Source organism: Nocardioides sp. (assembly GCF_036374615.1).
Taxonomy (GTDB): Bacteria; Actinomycetota; Actinomycetes; order Propionibacteriales; family Nocardioidaceae; genus Nocardioides.
The window spans coordinates 39,103-60,434 of record NZ_DASUTK010000029.1 but is presented as its reverse complement, the minus strand read 5'-3'; the positions used below and the strand labels follow the sequence as shown (position 1 = coordinate 60,434).

Here is a 21,332-nt window from a genome sequence, read left to right as displayed (position 1 = left end):
TCGACGTCGACTTCGAGGAGGGCGCCGAGGACGAGCTTCCGCTGGACGTGGACGAGAGCGACGAGGCCGTCGAGGCCGACGACACCGACGCGGAGGACTCGGAGGACTCGGAGGGAGCCGTCGAGGCGGACGTCGACGAGGAGCTCGACGAGGACGTGGACCAGGGCGCCACCAAGGCCTGAGGCGACGATCAGCCGGGCCGCTCCAGCTCGTGGAGCAGCCCGCCGATGGCGACCCGGTCGTTGTCCGTGCCCGTGTGCGGTGCGTGGAACCACTCGGCATACTGCGCGATCTCGTCGAGCCGCCACTCCAGGTCGAACATCTCGATCAGGTCGGGTTCGGCCCGACACAGCGCGCCGTATCCCTGGTCGACCAGCACCCGCAGGTCGCGCTCACGGGGTGCGAGCTTGAGGGACTCCCAGTCCACGAGGACGGTCCGCCCATCGGCAGTAAAGAGCTGGTTGCGGGTGTGCGGCTCGCCGTGGGTCCCCACCCAGTGCGACGGATCGGTGCGCCCTGCCAGGTCGAGGTAGCGGTGCACCCACCGGTCGAGGTCGGACAGCCTGCCGGCCAGTGCGGCACGCGCCCGCTCGCCGTACGGCCCGGTGTCCCACGGAGAACGCACCCGGTCTGCGGTGCGAGCGGGCAGGTCCACCCCGACCAGCGGCGTCCACCGGGGCAGCTCCGGCGGCGGCGTCGTGTGGAGCGCGTCCAGCATCTCGGCGGTCCGTCGGGCCTCGCCGTCGTCGCGCAGGCTGCCATCACCGCTCGTGCCGTCGACCCACGGAGTGGCGCTCAACCGGTGCCCGTCCAGCGCGACAGTGAACGAGCCGTCGATCGTGGGCGAGGGTGCGAGCACGAAGTCCAGGCCGGCGGTGGCGAGCACGGCCGCACCACGGTAGGCAGCGTCGAGACTCTCCGGCGTGTGTCGTTCCCCGAGTCGGTCGAGCGTGACGAAGAGCCTGGGCCGGCCGGCCGCCGACGCGCGCCAGTGCCAGGCGCCGAAGCCCACCGGCAGGTGCTCCACCGTCTCGGCCTCCGGCAGCCACTGCTCGCGAACCGATGCGAGCACGGCCGCGTCGGAAACGCCGGTGGGTCGTTCGCGCATGCCTGCCACGCTCCTTCCCGGCTTCCTCGCCAGTGTCCCGCGGGAATCCTGCACCCCACGTGCCCCGGACAGTGAAGCGACGGGACCCCGACCGTCTCCGGTCGGGGTCCCGCCGTGGTGTCGAGCAGCAGCTCAGCTGCTGCTCACGGGGTGCTCAGCTCATCAGCACCCCGCGCGACGGAGCGTGAAGTTGCTGCGCACCGTCTTCCCCTTCTGGAGCCTGACCTGCCGTGTCTGCGGCTGGTAGCCGTCCTTGGCGGCGATCAGCTGCAGCGGGTTCGCACCGGCGTTGAACCAGTACGCGTAACCGCCGTCAGCCTCCGTCTCGAACGTCCACGAGCCGGCCCACGAGTCGACCTGCAGCGTGGCTCCAGGAAGCGGCGCGATGTCGCCCTGGCACGAGCGCCCGCTGACCGTTCCGGCGAGCTTGCCCCAGGCCTTGGGCGGGTTCACGTTCATCGTGACCCCGACCGGCTCGACCGAACCGGGAGCGTTCTCCTTGATCCCGACAGCGGCCGTGTACGTGCCCGGCTGGGCGACGTTCGGGTCCAGGGTCACGGTGACGGTGACCGACTGCCCCGGCGCCACGGTCGCGGTCGCCGGCGACACCGACAGCCACTCCACGTCCGCACCGGCCTCGCCGCAGTCCTCCATACCCGGGAGGACCTCGACGTCGTTCACCGGCGCGAAGCCACCGGTCGATCCGCCGACCTTGTAGAGGCCACACGCGCTCGCACCCCGGTAGAGGGTGTTGTTCGAGTTCGGCAAGGCCGTCCAGCTGTCAGAGCCCGGGTCGTACGCGAAGCCCTGGTTGGTCAAGGTCGCGAACCCGTTCGTCACACCACCCGAGACCAGCAGCTGGCCGTTCGCGGCGGTGTAGCCCATGGCCCAGAGGTCGATGGGCAGATCCGCCAGTGGCGACCAGGCGTCGCTCCCGGGGTCGTAGACGTAGGCGTGCTTCGTCGACGCGCCAGCCGAACCGCCTGCGCAGTAGAGCCGTCCGTCGATCGCCCCACACGCCACGTGCGAGATGGCCTCCGGATAGTCCGCCACCTGTGTCCAGGAGTCGCCGGCGGAGTCGTAGACCTGCACGTCCCGCATGCCGCAGGCGTCCTGGCACCCGCCGACCAGATACATCTGGCCGTCGAGCACGGCACGACCCGGTGCTGCGACGCCGACCGGCTGGTCGGCCACCTCCGTGTAGCTGTCGGAGGCCGGGTCGTAGGCGAGTGTCGACGTGGCGGGCGTCCCGTCGGGCAGCCAGCCACCGGTGATGTAGACGACACCGTCGACGGTGGCAACCGCCGGGTTCTCCCGCCCGTCCGGCATCGACGCGATCTCGGACCACGCCAACGTGGCCGGGTCGTAGACGAACGCGTCAGCGGTGATGTCGCCGCCGTCGAACCCGCCGAACGAGTACAGCAGACCGTCGACGATCGTCGCCCCGGCGTCCATGGTGTTCACCGGGTAGTCAGCCACCGCGGTCCACGGGTCCTCGTGCGGCCCGACGGCATCAGGAGCCGACTGCGGTGCCTTCCCATCGGCTGCCGCTTGCGACAGTGGCGAGAACTTGCCGTGCACCAGCTTGAGGGGTGCGCCCGTCTCGGCCAGCATCGCCGTACGGCTCGTCTTGGTGCCGTCCGCCTTCTGCATGACGAAGCCACCGCGCTTCTCGGTGAACTCGACGTCCACCGGTGCGACCCCGTCGTTGGTGACCTTGAAGGTCCTCTCCACCGGTGCCGTGCCGAGCCCTCGGGTAGCCGAGACCTCGGTCGGGGTGACGACCAGGTGGCCGGCACCGAGCTCGAAGTCAGCCCGGTTGGTCAGGTCGGCGATCACCCGGACGTCCTGCGTGTCCGACGAGTACTGGTTGGCCGTGGCCTCGAACGGGTGGGTGCCCGTCTCGGCCGAGAACATCCAGTAGAAGCCGTCGTCGAGGTTCTCGTCGTCCGGAGTGGCGTTCGTCCTGGCCTTGGTGTCCGGCGCGTCCAGGCTGGTCACCACGGCGCCGTTGATGCCGTTGCCGGTGACGGTGTCCCGCACGTTGCCGAGCACCAGACCGCCTTCGATCGGGTCGCAGGTGCGGTTGCCGATGAACACGTCATCGACCTCCCACCACCAGTCGAAGTCGGCCTCGTGGTTGTGGAAACGCACCTGGACGTCGGGCTCACCAGCCGCCATCGGAAGCTGGACGACGTCCTCGCGCGGACCACGCACGCTGGTGGTCTGGTGCAGCACGGTCTGCCAGGTCTGGCCGCCGTCGACACTCACGTCCACGTCTGCGATGTCACCAAGGTTGTTGTAGTCCTGCTTGAACCCGACGACCGGCGCGGTCAGCGACGACATGTCGACCACCGGCGACACCAGTGAGGTGTCCTGTATGCCGGTCGAGCCGTAGTAGTCGCTGTCCATGATCGCGAAGTTCCCGCTGCCACCGGTCAGGTTGGCCCGGCTCCTCGGGTTGTTGAACAGCCAGACCTGCCCGTTGCCCTCGTGATCGACGACGGTCCAGCCGTCGGGGGCCTCGGTGGAGTCGAAGGACTCCGTGACCCCGGCGGTGTTGAACTCGTACCCGGGGGCGATGCAGGTGGCGGTGTTGACCGTCAGCGCCACGTCGTGGGTCGTGTCACCGTCGCCGATCGCGACCGTCTCGGTGGAGGCGGTGTAACCGGGGTAGTCGGCGGTGATCGTCACGTCGTACGACGCATTGCTGGGCACCGTGACCGAGTACTCACCCGTCTCCGGGTCGGTCCAGGTGTCCTCGGCCGGTCCGCCCACGTCGACGCGGGCGTACAGCGGCCAGTCGTGGCCCGATCCGTCGGCGACCGTCCCGCTCAGCGTCACCGACGGTGCCGCAGTCAGCGCGTGGTCGGACGTCGTGGTCTCCCCGGCCACGACCGTGAGCGTGGTCGTCTCGGTCACGTAGCCGAACTTCGACACCGTGACGTCGTAGTCGCCTGCCGACAGCGCGACCGAGTAGGTGCCGTCGTCACCGGTCAGGACATTGCGGTTGGACTCACCGACGAAGGCGATCGTCGCGTCCGCGAGCGGGTCGCCGCTGCCGGCGTCGGTGACAGTGCCGGCGACCGTGCCGGCGTCGCCGACCGGTGCCGCCTCGAGCAGCGCGAGCGCGTCGAGTCGACCCTCGCCCCACACGTTGTTGTCGTCGGCAGTGCCACCACATGTGGTGTCGTTGACGTCGATCGCGGTGTCGTCCAGCAGCTGCCGGGTGCCCGGGATGTCGCCGATCAGGCCCGGCGCGGCAGACCACAGCAGCGCGATCGTGCCGCCCAGGTGCGGTGCGGCCATCGAGGTCCCGCTGATCGACGCGTAGCCGTTGCCGGGAACGCTCGAACGGACGTTGACGCCCGGCGCCGAGATGTTCGGCTTGATCTCACCGTCCTGCCCCGGTCCGCGGCCAGAGAACGACGCGATGACGTTGTTGATGTCGTACGCACCGACGGAGTAGGTGATCGTCCGGCTGCCGGGAGATCCGGAGGTCGCGCACGCCGGTCCGCTGTTTCCGTTCGACCAGGTGCCGAAGATCCCTGCGGCCTCCCAGGCGGCGATGACGTCCTCCATGAAGGGGTCGTTGGTCGGCACCTGGCTGCCCCACGAGTTGTTGATGATGTCGGGGCGCTTGCTGGTGTCCGCGTTCTCGCCGTTCAGGTCGGTCGGCGCGATCATCCACTCACCGGAGGAGATGAGGGCGGCGTCGGAGGGGCAGCAGCCGTTGGCCGCGATCCACGTCACACCCGGAGCCACGCCGATCTGGTTGCCGGCACCGTCGTCGCCGGCCATGGTGCCCATGGTGTGGGAGCCGTGGCCGTTGTTGTCGCACGGCGCGTCGCCACAGGTTCCGGCCGCGTCGAACCAGTTGTAGTTGTGGTCGAACGTGCCGTCGCCGTTGTTGCCGCGGTAGGAGTCGACGAGCGCCGGGTGGTCGAACTGGACGCCGGTGTCGATGTTGCCGACCACGATGCCCTCACCGGTGACGCCGAACTGGCTCCAGACGTCGTCGGCATTGATGTTCGCGATGCCCCACTCGACGGCCTGCGGCTGGCGGATGTCCTTGCCCTTCTTGGGCTCTTCCAGGCGGTAGTCGAACTGCGGGTAGAGAGCCGTGACCTCGGGCGTCGCAGCGACGGCCAGGGCGAGATCCTCGGATCCGCCGTCGACCCGGATCGCGTTCGTGGCCCAGAAGGACTGGTACGACGCGCCGTCGTCCTCGAGGAGGGAGCGGACCTCCTTCTGCCGCTCCTCGGCGGCCTTGGTCAGGGTGTCGTAGACGGCTTGGCCGCGCTTCTCCCAGTCGTCGATCTTCGACGCCGCGGAGAGGTCCGCCTGCTCGAAGCGGATCCAGAAGGTGGCCTCGCCCTTGGCGTCGAGCTGTTGAGCGAGCTTCGGCCTGATCTTGTCGGCCGCTGATTGCGGCTCGGCGGCTGCGGGGGCAGCCGCTCCTGTGACGACGAGGGCCGCCGCGGCCATGACCAGCGCCAGCAGCTGTAGCAACAGCTGGCGTGGTGACCCGCGATCGGCCCGAGCGAACGCCCGAGGGGTGGGACTTGACATGGTGGTTTTCCTCCCGAGAGACGCTCCGGAAGCGCATGTCGCACGCCCACGGAGCAGGGTGTGAGGGGGGTTGTGACGCTGCCCCGGTGCGGGGCAGCCCTTCGACCGTAGGAAGCCGGAGTCAGGCGGACAACGGCGTACGCGCGGCAACTAACGGGCGAACCGGGCAGGTCACGGTCGCATTGCGGTCATCGGGAACCCTTGACTTCCTTCGCCCCTAGGGGTGAAGGTCTGGCCAGCGGAAAGGATGAGAGATGTCTCTCGCTCGGGGAGAGGCTCTTGTTCCGGAGGCAGTTGCGGGCTCGTCGTCGGAGAACGAACCGGCGGTCGTGATCGCGATCGCTGCATCCATGGATGAGCGCCTGAGAGTCGCCAGGATCGTGAGCCCGCATGCGCCCCTGCTGCTGGTGGCCACTCGCGAGGAAGCACTGCAGCTGCTCGCACGGGGCAACTTCGAGACGGTGCAGCCGGTTGGGACGGTCACGGCCGTCCCACCGATCGAGCCGGTCGACGCGGCGCCCCAGCTGTCGGCTCCCGACCCGCCACCGCTGGTCGACGGGGTCGAGGTCGACTCGGAGTGGCGCACCATGCGCTGGCAGGGGTCGAGCGTCGCGCTCTCGCCGCTCGAGCACGACCTGCTGCTCTGCCTGCTGGACCCGCCGCTGCGGACCTGGACCTTCGAGCTCCTCCACCGCACTGTGTGGGGCAACGACCACCTCGCGGGTCGCGACGACGTGCAGTCTGTGGTGAAACGCCTGCGACGCAAGCTGCGCGACGTCTCCAGCCCGCTGGGGATCCGCGCCGTGCGCGGCGTCGGGCTGCGCATCGTCGACCACCGCCAGCCGCTCCCGGTCCAGCGGTCGGCGGCCGAGCCCACGCGGGTGCGAGGCGGGCCGGCCGGGCCAGCGGAGGCCGCACCCTAGACTCGAGGCGTGGACTTCCTCTCGGCGTACGACCAGGGATTCGCCCGGGTGGCCGCCTGCACCGTCCCCGTGTCGATCGCCGACCCCGCGTCGAACGCGACCACGATCCTCGAGCAGGCGCGGGCCTGCCACGATGAAGGTGCGGCGGTGGCGGTGTTCCCGGAGCTGTCGATGTGTGGCTACGCGATCGAGGACCTGTTCCTGCAGGACACCCTGCTGGAGTCGGTTGTCGAGGGGATCGGGACGGTCGTGGCGGGGTCTGAGGAACTGACGCCGATGATCGTGGTCGGTGCTCCTCTGGTGCACGGCTCACGCGTGCTCAACTGCGCCGTGGTCATCCACCGTGGTCGCGTGCTCGGCGTGGCTCCCAAGTCCTACCTGCCCACCTATCGCGAGTTCTACGAGCGGCGATGGTTCGCGGCCGGCGACGACCGGCGCGGGTCGACGATCACACTGCTGGGTGCTGAGGTGCCGTTCGGGCCGGACCTGCTCTTCACCGCGACCGACGTGCCGGACCTGGTGGTCCACGTCGAGATCTGCGAGGACATGTGGGTGCCGGTGCCGCCCAGCTCGGAGGCCGCGCTCGCGGGAGCCACCGTGCTGTGCAACCTCTCCGGCAGCCCGATCACGATCGCCCGCGCCGAGGACCGCCGGCTCCTGGTGCGCTCCGCGAGCTCGCGCTGCAGCGCAGCGTACGTCTTCGCGGCCGCGGGCCAGGGCGAGTCGACGACCGACCTGTCGTGGGACGGGCAGACGATGATCTACGAGTGCGGCGATCTGCTGGCCGAGAGCGAGCGCTTCCCCGACGGTCCACGTATGAGCGTCGCCGACGTCGACTTGGACCGGATCCGGCAGGAGCGACTGCGACAGGGCACCTTCGACGACAACCGGCGCGGGGTCGCGGAACGTTCGGTGCTGGGCGACTTCCGGACCGTGGAGCTCGAGCTACGCCCGCCCACCGGTGACATCGGGCTACGCCGCAAGGTCGACCGGTTCCCGTTCGTCCCCGACGAGGCGGAGCGGCTCGCGCTGGACTGCTACGAGGCCTACAACATCCAGGTCTCCGGGCTCGAGCAGCGGTTGCACAGCCTGGAAATCAAGCAGAGCGGACAGCCCAAGATCGTGATCGGCGTCAGCGGGGGTCTCGACTCGACGCACGCGCTGATCGTGGCCGCCAAGGCGATGGACCGGCTCGAGCGCCCGCGCGAGGACATCCACGCGTTCACCCTGCCCGGCTTCGCCACCGGCGAGGAGACGAAAGCCTTCGCGACCCGGCTGTGCAAGAGCCTCGGGGTCACCTTCGAGGAGATCGACATCACTCCGGCGGCGAGCCAGATGCTGTCCGATCTCGACCACCCCTTCGCCGCGGGCGAGGAGGTCTACGACGTCACCTTCGAGAACGTGCAGGCCGGCCTTCGCACCGACTACCTGTTCCGGCTCGCCAACCACCGTGGCGGGATCGTGCTCGGGACCGGTGACCTCTCCGAGCTCGCCCTCGGCTGGTGCACGTACGGCGTGGGTGACCAGATGTCCCACTACGGCGTCAATGCCGGGGTCCCCAAGACGCTGATCCAGCACCTGATCCGCTGGGTGATCGACTCCGGTCAGTTCGCCGATCCCGATGGGAGCAGCGACACGAACGACGTGCTCCAGGAGATCCTCGCGCAGAAGATCACGCCCGAGCTGATCCCCGGCGGCACCCAGAGCACCGAGGATTCGGTCGGGCCGTACTCGCTCCAGGACTTCACGCTCTACAACGTCATCCGACGCGGTTACCGGCCACGCAAGATCGCGTTCCTCGCCCACCACGCCTGGTCCGATGCGACGGTCGGCGAGTGGCCGCCCGGTTATCCGGAGGAGGGGCGACCGGCGTACGACCTGGCGGCGATCCGGCACTGGCTCGAGGTGTTCGTCAAGCGCTTCTTCGCCAACCAGTTCAAGCGGTCCGCCCTCCCGAACGGCCCGAAGGTCAGCGCCGGCGGGACCATGAGTCCGCGTGGTGACTGGCGGATGCCGAGCGACGCGAGTGCCGCCGCGTGGCTCGCCGAGATCGAGCGCGACATCCCCCGCGACATCCCCCGCGACATCCCCCGCGACACTGCCTGAGGCCCGACGCAGTTCCTACGGCTTCGGCTGCACCATCCACCGGTACTGCGTCGACTGGCCCTCGTTCCAGGCCGCCTCGGTGTCCGGGTCGACGAACCTGAACCCCGCCGCCTCATAGGCGCGATGTCCCGCCGTGTTCTCCGGCAGCACACGCAGGCACACGGTGGGGAGGTCCGGGTGGTGCCGGCGTGCGGCATCCGCGAGCAGCGAGGTCAGGGCGCGACCCACGCCCTGCCCGCGCCGGTCGGGTGCGACCAGCAGCCTCGCGAGCTCCACCTCGCCCTCCTCGTCGTCGAGCCACAGCTCGCCGTACGCGACGGGTGCGTCCCCGTCGCGGAGGAGGAACGCCTCGACGTCACCGGCCGTCGACCACTGCGCGATGACGTCGGGCGGTACCGGGGCCTCGGTCCGGGCGCACCAGGAACGGACCTCCGCCGCGGTCGGCGCCCACGAGCTCACGAGGTCGGCCTGCGCAGAGGCGAACGGCACGAGGTCGAATTCGAGATCAAGAGTCATGGTCGGACTCCCATCGGATCGCGTGCTCCGCAGGCTAGTGGGCGGTGAGCGGTTCTGGCACGCCGTGGTGCATCACTGGGCACCTCGTGCTCCACGTTGTGTCACGGTCCGTGACACAACGGTCGTCCGCGTCCCCCGGGATCGGGACCCCCTTGTTCCAGCCCGTTCCTTCCTCACCGTGTTCCAGAACCGGGCCGAGGCGACACATGTCTGCAACATGCGGGCCATAGGGTGGCGCCATGGGCAAGCAGGAAGACTTCGTGCTGCGGGCGCTCGAGGAGCGTGACGTCCGGTTCGTGCGGCTGTGGTTCACCGACGTCCTCGGTTTCCTCAAGTCGGTCTCGGTCGCGCCGGCCGAGCTCGAGGGGGCCTTCGAGGAAGGCATCGGGTTCGACGGCTCCGCGGTCGAGGGTTTCGCCCGCGTGTACGAAGCCGACATGCTCGCCAAGCCCGACCCCAGCACGTTCCAGATCCTGCCGTGGCGAGGGGAGGGTCCATCCACCGCGCGGATGTTCTGCGACATCGAGATGCCCGACGGGTCCCCGTCGTACGCCGACCCTCGCTTCGTGCTCAAGCGCAACCTCGCGGTGGCGGCTGAGCGGGGCTTCACGTTCTACACCCACCCCGAGATCGAGTTCTACCTGTTCAAGCACACCCCGGGCCCGGGCGACGAGCCGGTCCCGGTCGACCGGAGCGGCTTCTTCGACCACACGGCCCAGTCGCGCGGATCGGACTTCCGGCGCGAGGCGATCACGATGCTGGAGTCGAGGGGGATCTCGGTCGAGTTCAGCCACCACGAGGGAGGCCCGGGGCAGCAGGAGATCGACCTCCGGTACGCCGACGCGCTGTCGACCGCCGACAACATCATGACGTTCCGGACCGTCGTGCGTGAGGTGGCGCTGTCGCAGGGGATCTGGGCCAGCTTCATGCCCAAGCCGTTCACCACCCACCCCGGGTCCGGCATGCACACCCACGTGAGCCTCTTCGAGGGCGACCAGAACGCGTTCTTCGAGGCCGGCGCGGAGTACCAGCTCTCCAAGACCGGCCGGCAGTTCATCGCCGGCATCCTCCACCACGCCAGCGAGATCTCGGTCGTCACCAACCAGTGGGTCAACAGCTACAAGCGGCTGCTGGCAGGAGACGAGGCGCCGCCGTACATCTGTTGGGGGCACAACAACCGCTCGGCGATGATCCGGGTGCCGATGTACAAGCCCAACAAGGGCCCCTCGACCCGGATCGAGATCCGCACGATCGACGCTGCGTGCAACCCCTACCTCGCGTTCGCCGTGATCCTCGCCGCCGGCATGAAGGGGATCGACGAGGGATACGACCTGCCGCGCGAGGCCGAGGACGACATGTGGTCGCTCACCGAGCGGGAGCGCAAGAGCCTCGGGATCGAGCCGTTGCCCAAGAGCCTCTACGACGCGATCGGGATCGCGGAGAGCTCCGAGCTGCTCGCTGAGGCCCTGGGGGAGCACGTCTTCGACTTCTTCCTGCGCAACAAGCGCCAGGAGTGGGCGGACTACCGCATCCAGGTGTCGCCGTTCGAGCGCGACCGGATGCTCCCGGTCATCTGATCGCCTCCCGACCCAACCCGCTGACCGGGTTCCATGGGTACACAACTGACTGGGCGGCATAGGAGGGTGGAGGGTGTGAGCGCTCAGATCCTGGTGGTGGAGCACGAGGCCGGCTGCCCGCCGGCCCGCGTCGCGACCTGGCTCACCGACGCCGGCGCGGACCTCGACGTGTGTCGGCCGTGGGCCGGCGACGAGCTGCCGCCCGTGACGTCGTACGACGCGGTGGTGGTGCTCGGCGGCTCGATGGGGGCCAACGACGACGACCGCCACTGGTGGCTCGGCCCGGTCAAGGAGCTGATCCGCGAGGCCGTCGAGCAGGCGACCCCGCTCCTCGGGATCTGCCTCGGCCACCAGCTGATGGGCGTCGCCATGGGTGGCGTGGCCGAGCCCAGCCCGCTCGGCCAGCAGGTCGGGCTGTACGACGTGGGCTGGCTGCCCGAGGCAGCGGCTGACCCGCTGGTCGGTGACCTCGGGCCGGTGCGCGGCATCCAGTGGAACCACGACCTGGTCACGAAGCTGCCGGACGGCGCCGCCGCCCTCGCCCAGACGCCCCAGGGTGAGCTGCAGGTCGCGCGGTTCGCCCCCTCCGCGTGGGGTGTCCAGCTGCACCCCGAGGCCGATGAGCTGGTGATCGCCTCCTGGGTGGAGGACGACCGTGCGGAGCACGACGCCCGCGGGATCGACACCGACGCCCTGCTCACCGAGATCGCCGCGGCTCGGGCCGAGCTCGACGACGCGTGGCGTCCGCTCGCCGAGCGGCTGGTCGAGCTGGCTCGGAGTGCCGACCGGTGAGCAGACCCGACCGGGGTCGCGCGGCGCTGGCCCGGTTGGGCTTCGCCGACCCCGAACAGGCGACCGCGCAGCTGGACCGGATCGGCTCCGTCGGCGAGCAGCTGGTGGAGGCGCTCGGCCACAGCCCCGACCCGGACCTCGCCCTGGCCGGGCTATCGCGACTGGTCGACGCGACCGACGACCCTGCCGAGCTGCTCGCCACGCTGTCCGACGACGAGGGCACCGCGACCCGGCTGCTCTGCGTGCTCGGTGCCAGCGTGGCCCTCGGCGACCACCTCAGCCGGCACCCCGAGCACTGGCGCGAGCTGACCGACCGGGCTTTGGAGTCGACGCGCGCCCCCGCCTTCGCCGTGCGAACGGGGCTGATGCAGGTGGTCGGCGCGGATCCCGACGACCCGACACCGACCGCGACCGTGCCTCAGCCCGAGGCGCTCGATGCGCTGCGCGTGGAGTACCGCCGGGTGCTGCTGCGACTGGCCGCCCGCGACCTGGCCCACGCGCAGCGGCTCGACGACACCGCGGCCGAGCTCTCCGACCTCGCCGCAGCCACGCTGGACGCCGCGCTGGCGATCGCCCGGGCACAGGTCGGCGAGGCGAGCCGGAGCGCGCGGCTCGCCGTGATCGCGATGGGAAAGTGCGGTGGTCACGAGCTCAACTACGTGTCCGACGTCGACGTCATCTTCGCCTTCGAGCCCGCCGACGGCGTCGACGAGGCCGACGCCACCCGGGTGGCCACCCAGCTCGCCACCCACCTGATCCGGGCCTGCTCCGACCACACGGGTGAAGGGACGATCTGGCCGGTCGACGCGGCGCTTCGCCCGGAGGGCAAGGCAGGCCCGCTGGTGCGGACCATCGCCAGCCACCGCGGCTACTACGAGCGATGGGCGAAGACCTGGGAGTTCCAGGCGCTGCTCAAGGCCCGGCCCGCGGCCGGAGACCTCGCCCTCGGTCGCGAGTACGTCGAGATGGTGCGGCCGTTGGTGTGGCAGGCCGCGGAGCGCGACGGCTTCGTCACGGACGTGCAGGCGATGCGGCGCCGCGTCCTCGACACGATTCCCGCCGAGCACTCCGAGCGGCAGCTCAAGCTCGGCTCCGGTGGGTTGCGCGACGTCGAGTTCGCGGTCCAGCTGCTCCAGCTCGTGCACGGGCGTACTGACCCAGGCCTGCGCGCCCCGGCCACGCTGAGCGCACTGGCGGCGCTGACCCAGCGCGCCTACATCGGACGACGCGACGGCGAGGCGATGCACGAGGCGTACTCGTTCCTGCGCACCCTCGAGCACCGGATCCAGCTCTTCCAGCTGCGGCGCACCCATGTGGTCCCTGACGACGACGCCAGCCTGCGCCGTATCGCTCGGAGCATGGGGTTCGTCAAGGACCCGGTCGCCGAGCTGGAGGCCGCGTGGCGTCACCACCGCCGCGAGGTACGACGGCTGCACGAGAAGCTCTTCTACCGCCCGCTGCTCGCGGCGGTCGCCAGGCTCCCCGGCGACGAGGCGCGACTCTCGCTCGAGGCAGCGACGGCTCGGCTGTCGGCGCTCGGCTACCTCGACCCTCGGGCCGCGCTGCGCCACCTCGAGGCGCTCACGACCGGGGTCACCAGGGCCGCCCAGATCCAGCGCACCTTGCTGCCGGTCATGCTGGAGTGGTTCGCGGACGCACCGGACCCGGACGCGGGACTCTTCGGCTTCCGTCGGCTGAGTGAGGCGCTCGGGAACACCCCGTGGTACCTCTCGACGCTGCGCGACGAGGGCGAGGTCGCCCAGCGGCTCGCGACGCTGCTGGCGACGTCGCGTTACGCGACCGACCTGCTGGAGCGCGAGCCCAAGGGCGTGAAGATGCTGGGGGAGGACCTCACGCCGCTCACCGCGGAGGCGCTCGCCGAGGAGATGGAGGCGACGGCCGGCCGACGCGACGACCCCGAGGACGCCTCACGGGCCATCCGCGCCGTACGTCGTCGTGAGCTGTTGCGGATCGCGGCCGGTGACCTGGTGGGTCTCACGGACGTGGCGGAGGTCGGCGTGGCGCTGACCCGGCTGACCGACGCCACCCTGGGGGCCACGCTGGCGGTCGCGGAGCGCTCAGTGCGCGAGACCCGCGACCTCGACGAGGCGCCCACCGCGATGGCGATCGTGGCGATGGGGCGCTACGGCGGGTTCGAGCTGTCCTACGGCTCGGACGCCGACGTCCTGTTCGTCCACGACCCTCGACCCGACGTCGACCAGCGGGTCGCGTCCGACTACGCGGTCGCGGTCGCGAACGAGGTGAGACGGCTGCTGGCCCTGCCCGGCTCCGACCCGGCGCTGGAGGTGGACGCCGACCTGCGCCCCGAGGGCAAACAGGGACCCCTGGCCCGCTCGCTCGAGTCCTACGCCGCCTACTACGCGAAGTGGTCACGGGTCTGGGAGGCGCAGGCGCTGCTGCGTGCGGACGCCGTGGTCGGCGACCCGGAGCTCCGCCGGCGGTTCACCGCCCTGATCGACCCGCTGCGCTACCCCGACGGTGGCTTGTCGCACGACGACATCGTCGAGATCCGCCGGATCAAGGCGCGGGTCGACACCGAGCGGCTGCCGCGCGGCGCGGACCGCAACACCCACCTCAAGCTCGGTCGCGGCGGCCTCGCCGACATCGAGTGGACGGTGCAGCTGCTGCAGCTCCGCCACGGTGCAGAGGTGCCCGGGCTCCGGACGACCCAGACGCTCGCCGCCGTGGCGGGCGCGCGCGAGGCGGGCCTGCTGAGCCAGGACGACGCGCAGGTGCTGGCCGATGGCTGGCGCACGGTCAGCCGGGTCCGCAACGCGATCACGCTGGTCCGGGGCAAGCCGGGCGACCAGCTGCCACCCAACACCCGGGAGCGGGCGGCGGTGGCGATGTCCATCGGCTACCCGCCGGGAGCCACGGACGAGATGCTGAACGACTACCTTCGCCGAACCCGTCGCGCTCACGCGGTCGTCGAGCGCGTCTTCTGGAGCTGACCCCACGTGATTGGATCATGAGCATGGCCGATGCGACCGACTTCCTCCGACTCCACCGCGACCCGACGCTGCTGACGGTCGTCAACGTCTGGGACGTGATCAGTGCGAAGGTGGTGGCGCAGACCCCCGGCACCCGGGCGCTCGCCACCGCCAGCCACGGCATCGCAGCGACGCTTGGGTATCCGGACGGGGAGAACATCAGCGCCGACGAGATGCTGGACATGTGCGGTCGGATCGCCGCGGCGGTCGATCTGCCGGTCACAGCCGACCTCGAGGGCGGGTACGGCGACGCGCCCGAGACGATCCGACGGGCGATCGGGCTCGGCATCGTGGGCGCCAACATCGAGGACCAGATGAAGCCGCTTCCCGAGGCAACGCGCCAGGTCGAGCAGATCGTGGCGGTGGCCGCGGAGGAGGGGGTACCCGACTTCGTGCTCAACGCTCGGACCGACGCCTTCGTGCGGGCTGGTGACCGTGACCCGGGGGCGGTGCTCGCGGATGCGGTCGAGCGTGGCCGGGCGTACCTCGACGCCGGTGCGCCGCTGGTGTTCGTGCCGGGCAGGCTCGACGAGGCGCAGGTCTCGACGTTGGTGGACGCGTTCGGTCCGCAACGGCTCACGCTGATCGGCGTCCCGGGATCACTGCCGCCGAAGGCGTTGGAGGAGCTCGGCGTGGCTCGCGTGTCGTACGGACCGAATCCGCAACGCGTGGCCCTGACCGCCCTGCAGGAGCTCGTCGAGTCGGTGCACGCTGGGGGAGGGCTCCCCGCGAGCATGCGGATCCTGACCTGACCCGGGCCGGCAGCCAACAGCGTACTGCTAACTTTCTTCACAAGTGAAGTAATATGCTAAACTTCGCTCGAGGTGAAGAGAGATGCCGATCGCCACGCTCATCGGGGACGTCCGCCAGGCGCGACGCGCAGCCGACCGCGACCAGGTCCACCAGCGGCTCACCCGGGCATTGCTGGAGGTCAACCAGTCGTTCAAGCCGGTCACGCCGCTGCGGATCACGGTCGGTGACGAGTACCAGGGCGGCTTCGCCCGGATCCATGACGCGGTCCGGGCGACCCTCCGGCTCCGGCTCGCGCTCGCCCCGGACGTCGAGGTGCGCCACGGCATCGGCTGGGGAGACGTGCAGGTGCTGCAGGACGACCCGCGGGTCGAGGACGGCCCCGGCTGGTGGGCGGCCCGCGACGCCATCGAGGCGGCGGCCGAGGCGGAGGCGCGGCCCGGGACCCGGCATCGGCGTACCGTCTTCCGGCGCGCCGACGGCCACGAGGCACCGGATCCTGCGACGCTCGAGGCCATGCTGATCCTGCGCGACGAGCTGCTGGGCGGGCTGTCGGAACGGTCGATGCTGGTCCTGCGGGGGCTGTTGGCCGGCCGGACCCAGCGTGACCTGGCCGAGGAGCTGGGGGTCACGGCCTCGGCCGTGTCGCAGCGGGTGCGCGCCGACGGACTGGCCGCACTGGTCGCCGCCGACGAGGAGCTGGGGGCCCGATGATCTGGACCGCGCTGCTCCTGATCGGGGTCGGGGTCACCGACCTGGTGTTCTCGGTCCGGCCGATGCGTCATGTCCCGGAGATCGTCGGGGCCGTCACGGTGGTGGGCGTCGGCCTGCTGTCGGACCTGACCGAGGTGCGTCACCTGCTGCTCGTCGCGATGGTCGCGCTCGCCGTCCTGGCCTGGGGGCAGGCGGTCACGCGCGGGTTCGCCGTCGGTGGCCGCGCGTGGGTGCCGCTGCTGGTCTTCGGGGGCTCGCTGACGTTGGTACTGGCGCTGTCGCCGATCGACCCCCGAGGCGGGGGGCTCGTCGGGGAGTGGCTGGGCCGCACACCGCTGACCGTGCTCGCCGACCTGCCCGTCGACCGAGCCCTGCTGCTCGTCGGGGTGCTGCTGGCGCAGCTGTCGACGGGCAACGTGCTGGTGCGCCTGGTGCTCCGCGCCACCGGCACCGTCAACCCCGCCCGGGTCTCGGGACGCTCGGTGCCGTCGTACCGCCTCAAGGGCGGTCGGCTGCTCGGGCCGATGGAGCGGGTCTTCATCATCGGGCTGGGCCTGGCGGGGGAGCTCACGGCCGCGTCGGTCGTCGTCGCGGCGAAGGGGCTGCTGCGGTGGCCCGAGCTGCAGGCGGCGCGCACCGAGGGGCAGCGCGGTCCGGGGATCCACGCGGTCACGGAGTACTTCCTGGTCGGCAGCTTCGTGAGCTGGATGCTCGCGCTCGGCTCGCTGGTGCTGCTGGCCTGAGCAGGGCGCTGGCACCCGCAGGGGTGGTGGCCGTCCCGCCGACCGTTCCTAGGGTGGGGTCACGGCCTGCGGGCACCCACCACCGGGAGGTACAGTCATGACCCGAGCTGAGGGGGCGGTTCGTACGCCGCGCGTGCTGGCGCTGATCCAGGCCGGCGGCACCGGAAGCAGGATGGACGTCCTCACGCGGGAGCGTGCCAAGCCTGCGCTTCCTGTGATCGGCGTGTACCAGCTGGTCGACTTCGCGCTGTCCAACCTGTCCCACAGCGGGATCAGCGACGTCTGGCTCTCGGTCCAGTACCACGGCACGTCGCTCGAGGACCAGGTCGCGAACGGCCGGCCGTGGGACCTGGACCGCACGCGGGGCGGACTGCGGCTGGTGATGCCCGAGGAGGGCACGGGCGGCGCCGACGAGGAGGGCTTCGCCCGGGGGAACGCCGATGAGCTCTACCGGATCCGCGACCAGATCGAGCAGTCCGGGGCCGAGGTCGTGCTCGTGATGAGTGCTGACCACGTCTACCGGTTCGACTTCCGCGATCTCGTGCAGGCTCATCTGTCCGGGGGTCACGAGTGCACGGTGGTGACGACCGAGGTCGACGTGACCGATGCGGGTGACCACGCCGTCGTCACCGTCGAGGAGGGGAAGGTGGTACGGGTCGACCACAAGCCCGACGACCCGCAGCACGGCACGGTCGCGGCCGAGATCGTCGCCTACCGGACCGACGCCCTGCTCGACGTGGTGCAGGAGCTCCATCGCGAGCTGGGGCCCGACGCACCCGAGGGTGACTCCGGCCTGGGCGACTTCGCCGAGCACCTGCTGCCGAGGTTCGTCTCCCGGGGCCGTACCGGAGCGCTCGCGCTCGAGGGCTACTGGCGCGACCTCGGCCAGCCTCACTACTACCTTCGCGCGCACCGCGAGATGCTGCGCGAGGACGTGGGCGTCATCGACGTACCCGGGTGGCCGATCCTCAGCCGGCAGGCGCCCCGTGGCCCGGCTCGCGTGCTGGACGGAGCGGAGCTGGTCGACAGCCTCGTGAGCCCCGGGTGCACCGTGGCCGGTCGCGTCGAGCGCAGCGTCCTGGGTCCGGGGGTGCGCGTCGAGGCAGGTGCGCGGATCCGCGATGCGGTGCTCTTCGACGACACGGTCGTCGAGGGCGGCACCACCGTGAGCCGCGCGATCGTCGACAAGCGATGCCGGATCGGCGCCGGGGCGCAGGTCGGGTCCGACGACGCCGATCTGGACGACAGCGACGACATCGCGCTGCTGGGTGCAGACTCCGTGGTGGCTCCCCAGGGGCAGGTGCCGCGCGGTGCTCGGCTCGAGCCGGGCGGCCACGCGAGCTGACGACCGACGACCAACCCAGGAGGCGAACCATGGCCACGTACGACCGTGACCTGCAGGCGGCCGTCGACGCGACGTCTGTCGCGCACGACGCAGGCACCGCCGAGGACCTCGAGTCCTACTTGCGACAGCAGCTGGCCGAGCGCGAGATCGAGACCAACGACGACGCCTGGCTCACCTACGTCGTCGAGCAGATCCGGGCCGACCCCAACTACATGATCGACCGCGAGCCCGAGGACTTCGAGAAGCGCCACCGCCGATGAGAGCGGTCCACCCGTCCGTCACCCGGTGGGAACGACGTGCTCCCGCCGCTCGTCGGCGGGTGGTGGCACGGGCCGACCGTCGACGAGGTAGTCGACGGTGAAGACTGCCGTCCCGGGCGGAACCTCCAGGAGGTAGTAGGTGTCGCCCTCGTGCTGGAACGTGTCGACCTCGAAGCCCTCGCCGCCGTCGAGCGACGCGCGCACCTCGTCGACTTCGCTGTGGAGCGCGCCCATCCAGAGCATCCCGTCGGAGACGACCACGCCGCCGTCGGAGTGGTACGTGTCTGCGGGCCCGCCCCGGCCGGTGACGCAGCCGTCCTCCGTGTAGGAGCCGAAGGCGGCTCCGGTGGTGTTCCACTCCTGACCGACCAGGTTGTCCTCCTCGACGATCAGCTCGATCCCGGACGGACTGCCCGCGCACCGCGGTATGTCGCGGCCGTCGACCAACCAGTACCGCTCCCCGTCGAGGCTGCCGCTGACGATCGGGTTCGCGGGCGGGATCCGGTCGACGTACTCCGGGCCGAACTGCACCCACGCACCAGCTGCGAGGGGGAGGGCTGCGATCGTGACACCCGCACCGATCGCACGTCCGCGGCGGCGGCGCGGCTTCGCGACGGTGACCGGTTCGTCGTCGACCGTCGCGGCCACCGCCTCGAGCGTGCGACGCAGCCGCTCGTCGAGGTCGGGGTCGACGTCGTGCTGTCGCGTGGTCATGACAGGTCCTTCCGGAGACGGGCGAGGGCGCGGCGGAGGTCCGAGCGCACGGTGCTCGCGGGGCGGTCGAGCAGCAGGCCGATCTCGACGAGCGGCAGGTCCTCGTAGTAGTGCAGGACCACGACCCTTCGCTGGGTCAGGGGCAACCGGCGTACGAGCGCCCAGGTCTCGTCGAGCTCGGGGATGGCGGTGACCGGTTCCGGGGCGGGTGGCAGCAGTCGACGGTGACGGAACTCCCGTCGTTGACCGTCCTTGGCTAGGTTGACGACGCTCCGTCGCAGGTACGCCCGGGGATCGTCGATCTCCGGCCAGCGGGGGGTCGCCGAGGCGAACGCGCTCTGCACGACGTCCTCGGCGGTCTCGCGGGAACCGGTGAGCAGGAATGCCAGCCGTAACAGCGGTAGCCGCAGATCCCGGTAGGTCTCCTCGATCACCGGCAGCTCCGAGTCGCTCATGTCCAGGTGGGTCACACCCGTTAAGTCGTCCGAGGCGGGCACAGCGTTGCAGCTGCGCCGGGTCAGGCGTCGAGGCCCAGGTCCGTCGCCGTCTTCTCGCGCATCTCGACCTTGCGCACCTTGCCGGTGACGGTCAGGGGGAACTCGTCGACGACCATGACGTAGCGCGGGATCTTGTAGTGCGCGAGCCGTCCCGTGGCGAACGCCCTGACCGCGTCAGCGTCCAACGGTTGCTTCCCGGCCTTGACCTTGATCCAGGCGCAGAGCTCCTCGCCGTACTTCTCGTCCGGCACCCCGATCACCTGGACGTCCTCGATGTCGGGATGGGTGTAGAGGAACTCCTCGATCTCCTTGGGGTAGATGTTCTCGCCGCCGCGGATGACCATGTCCTTGATCCGGCCGACGATCGTGGCATAGCCGTCCTCGCGCATCTCGGCGAGGTCCCCGGTGTGCATCCAGCCCTCGGCGTCGATCGCCTCGGCGGTCTTCTCCAAGCCCTCGTCCTCGTCCAGCGGCCAGTAGCCCAGCATCACGGAGTAGCCACGCGTGCAGAGCTCGCCCGCCTCACCACGCTCGACGGTTCTCCCCGTCGCAGGGTCGACGACCTTGATCTCCACGTGCGGGTGGACCCGGCCGATGGTGGCGGTACGCCGGTCGAGGTCGTCGTCGGCCCGGGTCTGCGTCGACACCGGGCTGGTCTCGGTCATGCCGTAGCAGATCGACACACCGGCCATGTGCATGTCGTCGATGCAGTGCTTCATCACCTCGACCGGGCAGATGGAGCCGGCCATGATGCCCGTGCGCAGCGACGACAGGTCGTACGACGAGAAGCCGGGCGCGTTCTGCATCGCGATGAACATCGTCGGCACCCCGTAGACGGCCGTGCACCGCTCCTCGGCGATCGTCCGCAGGGTGATCTCCGGATCGAACCCGGGGGCGGGGATGACCATCGTCGCGCCATGGGTCACGCAGCCGAGGTTGCCCATGACCATGCCGAAGCAGTGGTAGAAGGGCACCGGGATGCACAGCCGGTCCTGCTCGGTGAACTCGATCAGCTCGGTGGTGAAGAAGCCGTTGTTGAGGATGTTGCGGTGGCTCAGCGTGGCGCCCTTCGGCCGCCCCGTCGTGCCCGAGGTGTACTGGATGTTGATCGGGTCGTGAGGGGAGAGGCGGTAGTCGACCAGCTCCAGCAGTGTCACCCCGGGGTCGTGGACGTTGTGATCGGTCCACTCCGGGCTGCCGAGGAACAGCACCTGCTCGAGGGCGGGGCAGTCGCCGCGGACCTCCTCGACCATGGCGCGGTAGTCGCTGGTCTTGAACGCCGGCGCCGAGATCAGCAGCTTGGTCCCCGACTGCTGCAGCGCGTACGCCAGCTCGTGGGTCCGGTACGCGGGGTTGACGTTGACCAGGATCGCCCCCAGCTTCGCGGTGGCGAGCTGGGTCAAGGTCCACTCCGCACAGTTGGGCGACCAGATCCCGACCCGGTCGCCCTTCCCGATGCCCGCGCGATGCAGGCCGATCGCGAGCGCGTCGACGTCCCGGTTCAGCTCCGCCCACGTCCATCGCCGGCCGCTGGCGACCTCGACCAACGCCTCCCGGTCCGGGTGCCTGGCCACGGTCGCCTCGAAGTTCTGCCCGATCGTCTCCTCGAGGAGTGAAGGAGTGGTCTCGCCCCGTGTGTAGCTCTCCATCACGTCACGGTAGCGCTGGCCGAGCCGGGCGGCGGTGAGTGTGGCACCGATCCCG

The 21,332-nt window shown here is 70.4% G+C and carries 16 protein-coding genes and 1 pseudogene; 11 read left to right on the top strand and 6 right to left on the bottom strand.

Features of this window, described 5'->3' with window-relative positions:
- Positions 1–182, top strand: a pseudogene (locus VFZ39_RS02370) (hypothetical protein); the annotation flags it as partial.
- A gap of 8 nt (positions 183–190) precedes the next feature.
- Here the strand turns inward: VFZ39_RS02370 and VFZ39_RS02365 are convergent.
- Positions 191–1,108, bottom strand: a complete 918-nt coding sequence (locus VFZ39_RS02365; RefSeq protein ID WP_330864119.1) for a hypothetical protein — start codon at positions 1,106–1,108, stop codon at positions 191–193.
- A 162-nt stretch (positions 1,109–1,270) separates the two neighbouring features.
- Positions 1,271–5,680 carry a S8 family serine peptidase gene (locus VFZ39_RS02360; RefSeq protein WP_330864118.1) on the bottom strand — a complete coding sequence of 1,470 codons (4,410 nt, stop codon included), beginning with the start codon at positions 5,678–5,680 and terminating at the stop codon, positions 1,271–1,273.
- 350 nt (positions 5,681–6,030) lie between these two features.
- Here VFZ39_RS02360 and VFZ39_RS02355 point away from each other — a divergent pair, with 350 nt between their 5' ends.
- Entirely contained in the window at positions 6,031–6,603 is a 573-nt protein-coding gene (locus VFZ39_RS02355) for a winged helix-turn-helix domain-containing protein (RefSeq protein WP_330864117.1), read from the top strand.
- Positions 6,604–6,612: 9 nt separating this feature from the next.
- The gene (locus VFZ39_RS02350; RefSeq protein WP_330864116.1) at positions 6,613–8,709 is read left to right on the top strand and encodes an NAD(+) synthase; all 2,097 of its coding nucleotides are present in this window, start codon (positions 6,613–6,615) and stop codon (positions 8,707–8,709) included.
- Between the two features lie 15 nt (positions 8,710–8,724).
- Here VFZ39_RS02350 and VFZ39_RS02345 read toward each other — a convergent pair whose 3' ends face one another.
- Complete coding sequence (locus VFZ39_RS02345) at positions 8,725–9,225, bottom strand: GNAT family N-acetyltransferase (RefSeq protein ID WP_330864115.1); 501 nt, start codon at positions 9,223–9,225, stop codon at positions 8,725–8,727.
- 239 nt (positions 9,226–9,464) lie between these two features.
- Between VFZ39_RS02345 and VFZ39_RS02340 the strand changes: the two genes are divergently transcribed.
- From VFZ39_RS02340 to VFZ39_RS02305, 8 genes are all read left to right on the top strand, one after another.
- Positions 9,465–10,802 (top strand): glutamine synthetase family protein, encoded by a 1,338-nt coding sequence (locus VFZ39_RS02340; RefSeq protein WP_330864114.1) that lies wholly within the window; start codon positions 9,465–9,467, stop codon positions 10,800–10,802.
- A 75-nt stretch (positions 10,803–10,877) separates the two neighbouring features.
- On the top strand, positions 10,878–11,594 hold the full coding sequence (locus tag VFZ39_RS02335) for a type 1 glutamine amidotransferase (RefSeq protein ID WP_330864113.1): 717 nt from the start codon (positions 10,878–10,880) through the stop codon (positions 11,592–11,594).
- Complete coding sequence (locus VFZ39_RS02330) at positions 11,591–14,566, top strand: bifunctional [glutamine synthetase] adenylyltransferase/[glutamine synthetase]-adenylyl-L-tyrosine phosphorylase (RefSeq protein ID WP_330864112.1); 2,976 nt, start codon at positions 11,591–11,593, stop codon at positions 14,564–14,566. Before VFZ39_RS02335 ends, VFZ39_RS02330 begins: the two co-directional genes overlap by 4 nt.
- 23 nt (positions 14,567–14,589) lie before the next feature.
- On the top strand, positions 14,590–15,357 hold the full coding sequence (locus VFZ39_RS02325) for an isocitrate lyase/PEP mutase family protein (RefSeq protein WP_330864111.1): 768 nt from the start codon (positions 14,590–14,592) through the stop codon (positions 15,355–15,357).
- An 82-nt stretch (positions 15,358–15,439) separates the two neighbouring features.
- Entirely contained in the window at positions 15,440–16,069 is a 630-nt protein-coding gene (locus VFZ39_RS02320) for a SatD family protein (protein WP_330864110.1), read from the top strand.
- Positions 16,066–16,812: a hypothetical protein gene (locus VFZ39_RS02315; protein WP_330864109.1), complete on the top strand. Its 747-nt coding sequence runs from the start codon at positions 16,066–16,068 to the stop codon at positions 16,810–16,812. Before VFZ39_RS02320 ends, VFZ39_RS02315 begins: the two co-directional genes overlap by 4 nt.
- 97 nt (positions 16,813–16,909) lie before the next feature.
- Positions 16,910–18,157, top strand: coding sequence for a glucose-1-phosphate adenylyltransferase family protein (locus VFZ39_RS02310; protein WP_330864108.1), 1,248 nt, complete (start codon positions 16,910–16,912; stop codon positions 18,155–18,157).
- 29 nt (positions 18,158–18,186) lie between these two features.
- Complete coding sequence (locus VFZ39_RS02305) at positions 18,187–18,417, top strand: hypothetical protein (protein WP_330864107.1); 231 nt, start codon at positions 18,187–18,189, stop codon at positions 18,415–18,417.
- An 18-nt stretch (positions 18,418–18,435) separates the two neighbouring features.
- On the opposite strand, the gene VFZ39_RS02300 is transcribed toward VFZ39_RS02305, so the two are convergent.
- From VFZ39_RS02300 to VFZ39_RS02290, 3 genes are all read right to left on the bottom strand, one after another.
- On the bottom strand, positions 18,436–19,131 hold the full coding sequence (locus VFZ39_RS02300; RefSeq protein ID WP_330864106.1) for a hypothetical protein: 696 nt from the start codon (positions 19,129–19,131) through the stop codon (positions 18,436–18,438).
- Entirely contained in the window at positions 19,128–19,586 is a 459-nt protein-coding gene (locus VFZ39_RS02295; RefSeq protein WP_330864105.1) for an RNA polymerase sigma factor, read from the bottom strand. Before VFZ39_RS02295 ends, VFZ39_RS02300 begins: the two co-directional genes overlap by 4 nt.
- Positions 19,587–19,648: 62 nt before the next feature.
- Positions 19,649–21,277 (bottom strand): AMP-binding protein, encoded by a 1,629-nt coding sequence (locus VFZ39_RS02290; RefSeq protein ID WP_330864104.1) that lies wholly within the window; start codon positions 21,275–21,277, stop codon positions 19,649–19,651.
- Between the last annotated feature and the right edge of the window lie 55 nt (positions 21,278–21,332).

Excerpts from the sequence above, each read along its gene's own strand:
- VFZ39_RS02365 (WP_330864119.1), bottom strand. The coding sequence starts at position 1,108 with ATGCGCGAACGACCCACCGGCGTTTCCGACGCGGCCGTGCTCGCATCG.
- VFZ39_RS02360 (WP_330864118.1), bottom strand. The coding sequence starts at position 5,680 with ATGTCAAGTCCCACCCCTCGGGCGTTCGCTCGGGCCGATCGCGGGTCA.
- VFZ39_RS02355 (WP_330864117.1), top strand. The coding sequence starts at position 6,031 with ATGGATGAGCGCCTGAGAGTCGCCAGGATCGTGAGCCCGCATGCGCCC.
- VFZ39_RS02345 (WP_330864115.1), bottom strand. The coding sequence starts at position 9,225 with ATGACTCTTGATCTCGAATTCGACCTCGTGCCGTTCGCCTCTGCGCAG.
- VFZ39_RS02340 (WP_330864114.1), top strand. The coding sequence starts at position 9,465 with ATGGGCAAGCAGGAAGACTTCGTGCTGCGGGCGCTCGAGGAGCGTGAC.
- VFZ39_RS02325 (WP_330864111.1), top strand. The coding sequence starts at position 14,590 with ATGGCCGATGCGACCGACTTCCTCCGACTCCACCGCGACCCGACGCTG.
- VFZ39_RS02320 (WP_330864110.1), top strand. The coding sequence starts at position 15,440 with ATGCCGATCGCCACGCTCATCGGGGACGTCCGCCAGGCGCGACGCGCA.
- VFZ39_RS02315 (WP_330864109.1), top strand. The coding sequence starts at position 16,066 with ATGATCTGGACCGCGCTGCTCCTGATCGGGGTCGGGGTCACCGACCTG.
- VFZ39_RS02310 (WP_330864108.1), top strand. The coding sequence starts at position 16,910 with ATGACCCGAGCTGAGGGGGCGGTTCGTACGCCGCGCGTGCTGGCGCTG.
- VFZ39_RS02305 (WP_330864107.1), top strand. The coding sequence starts at position 18,187 with ATGGCCACGTACGACCGTGACCTGCAGGCGGCCGTCGACGCGACGTCT.
- VFZ39_RS02300 (WP_330864106.1), bottom strand. The coding sequence starts at position 19,131 with ATGACCACGCGACAGCACGACGTCGACCCCGACCTCGACGAGCGGCTG.
- VFZ39_RS02295 (WP_330864105.1), bottom strand. The coding sequence starts at position 19,586 with ATGAGCGACTCGGAGCTGCCGGTGATCGAGGAGACCTACCGGGATCTG.
- VFZ39_RS02290 (WP_330864104.1), bottom strand. The coding sequence starts at position 21,277 with ATGGAGAGCTACACACGGGGCGAGACCACTCCTTCACTCCTCGAGGAG.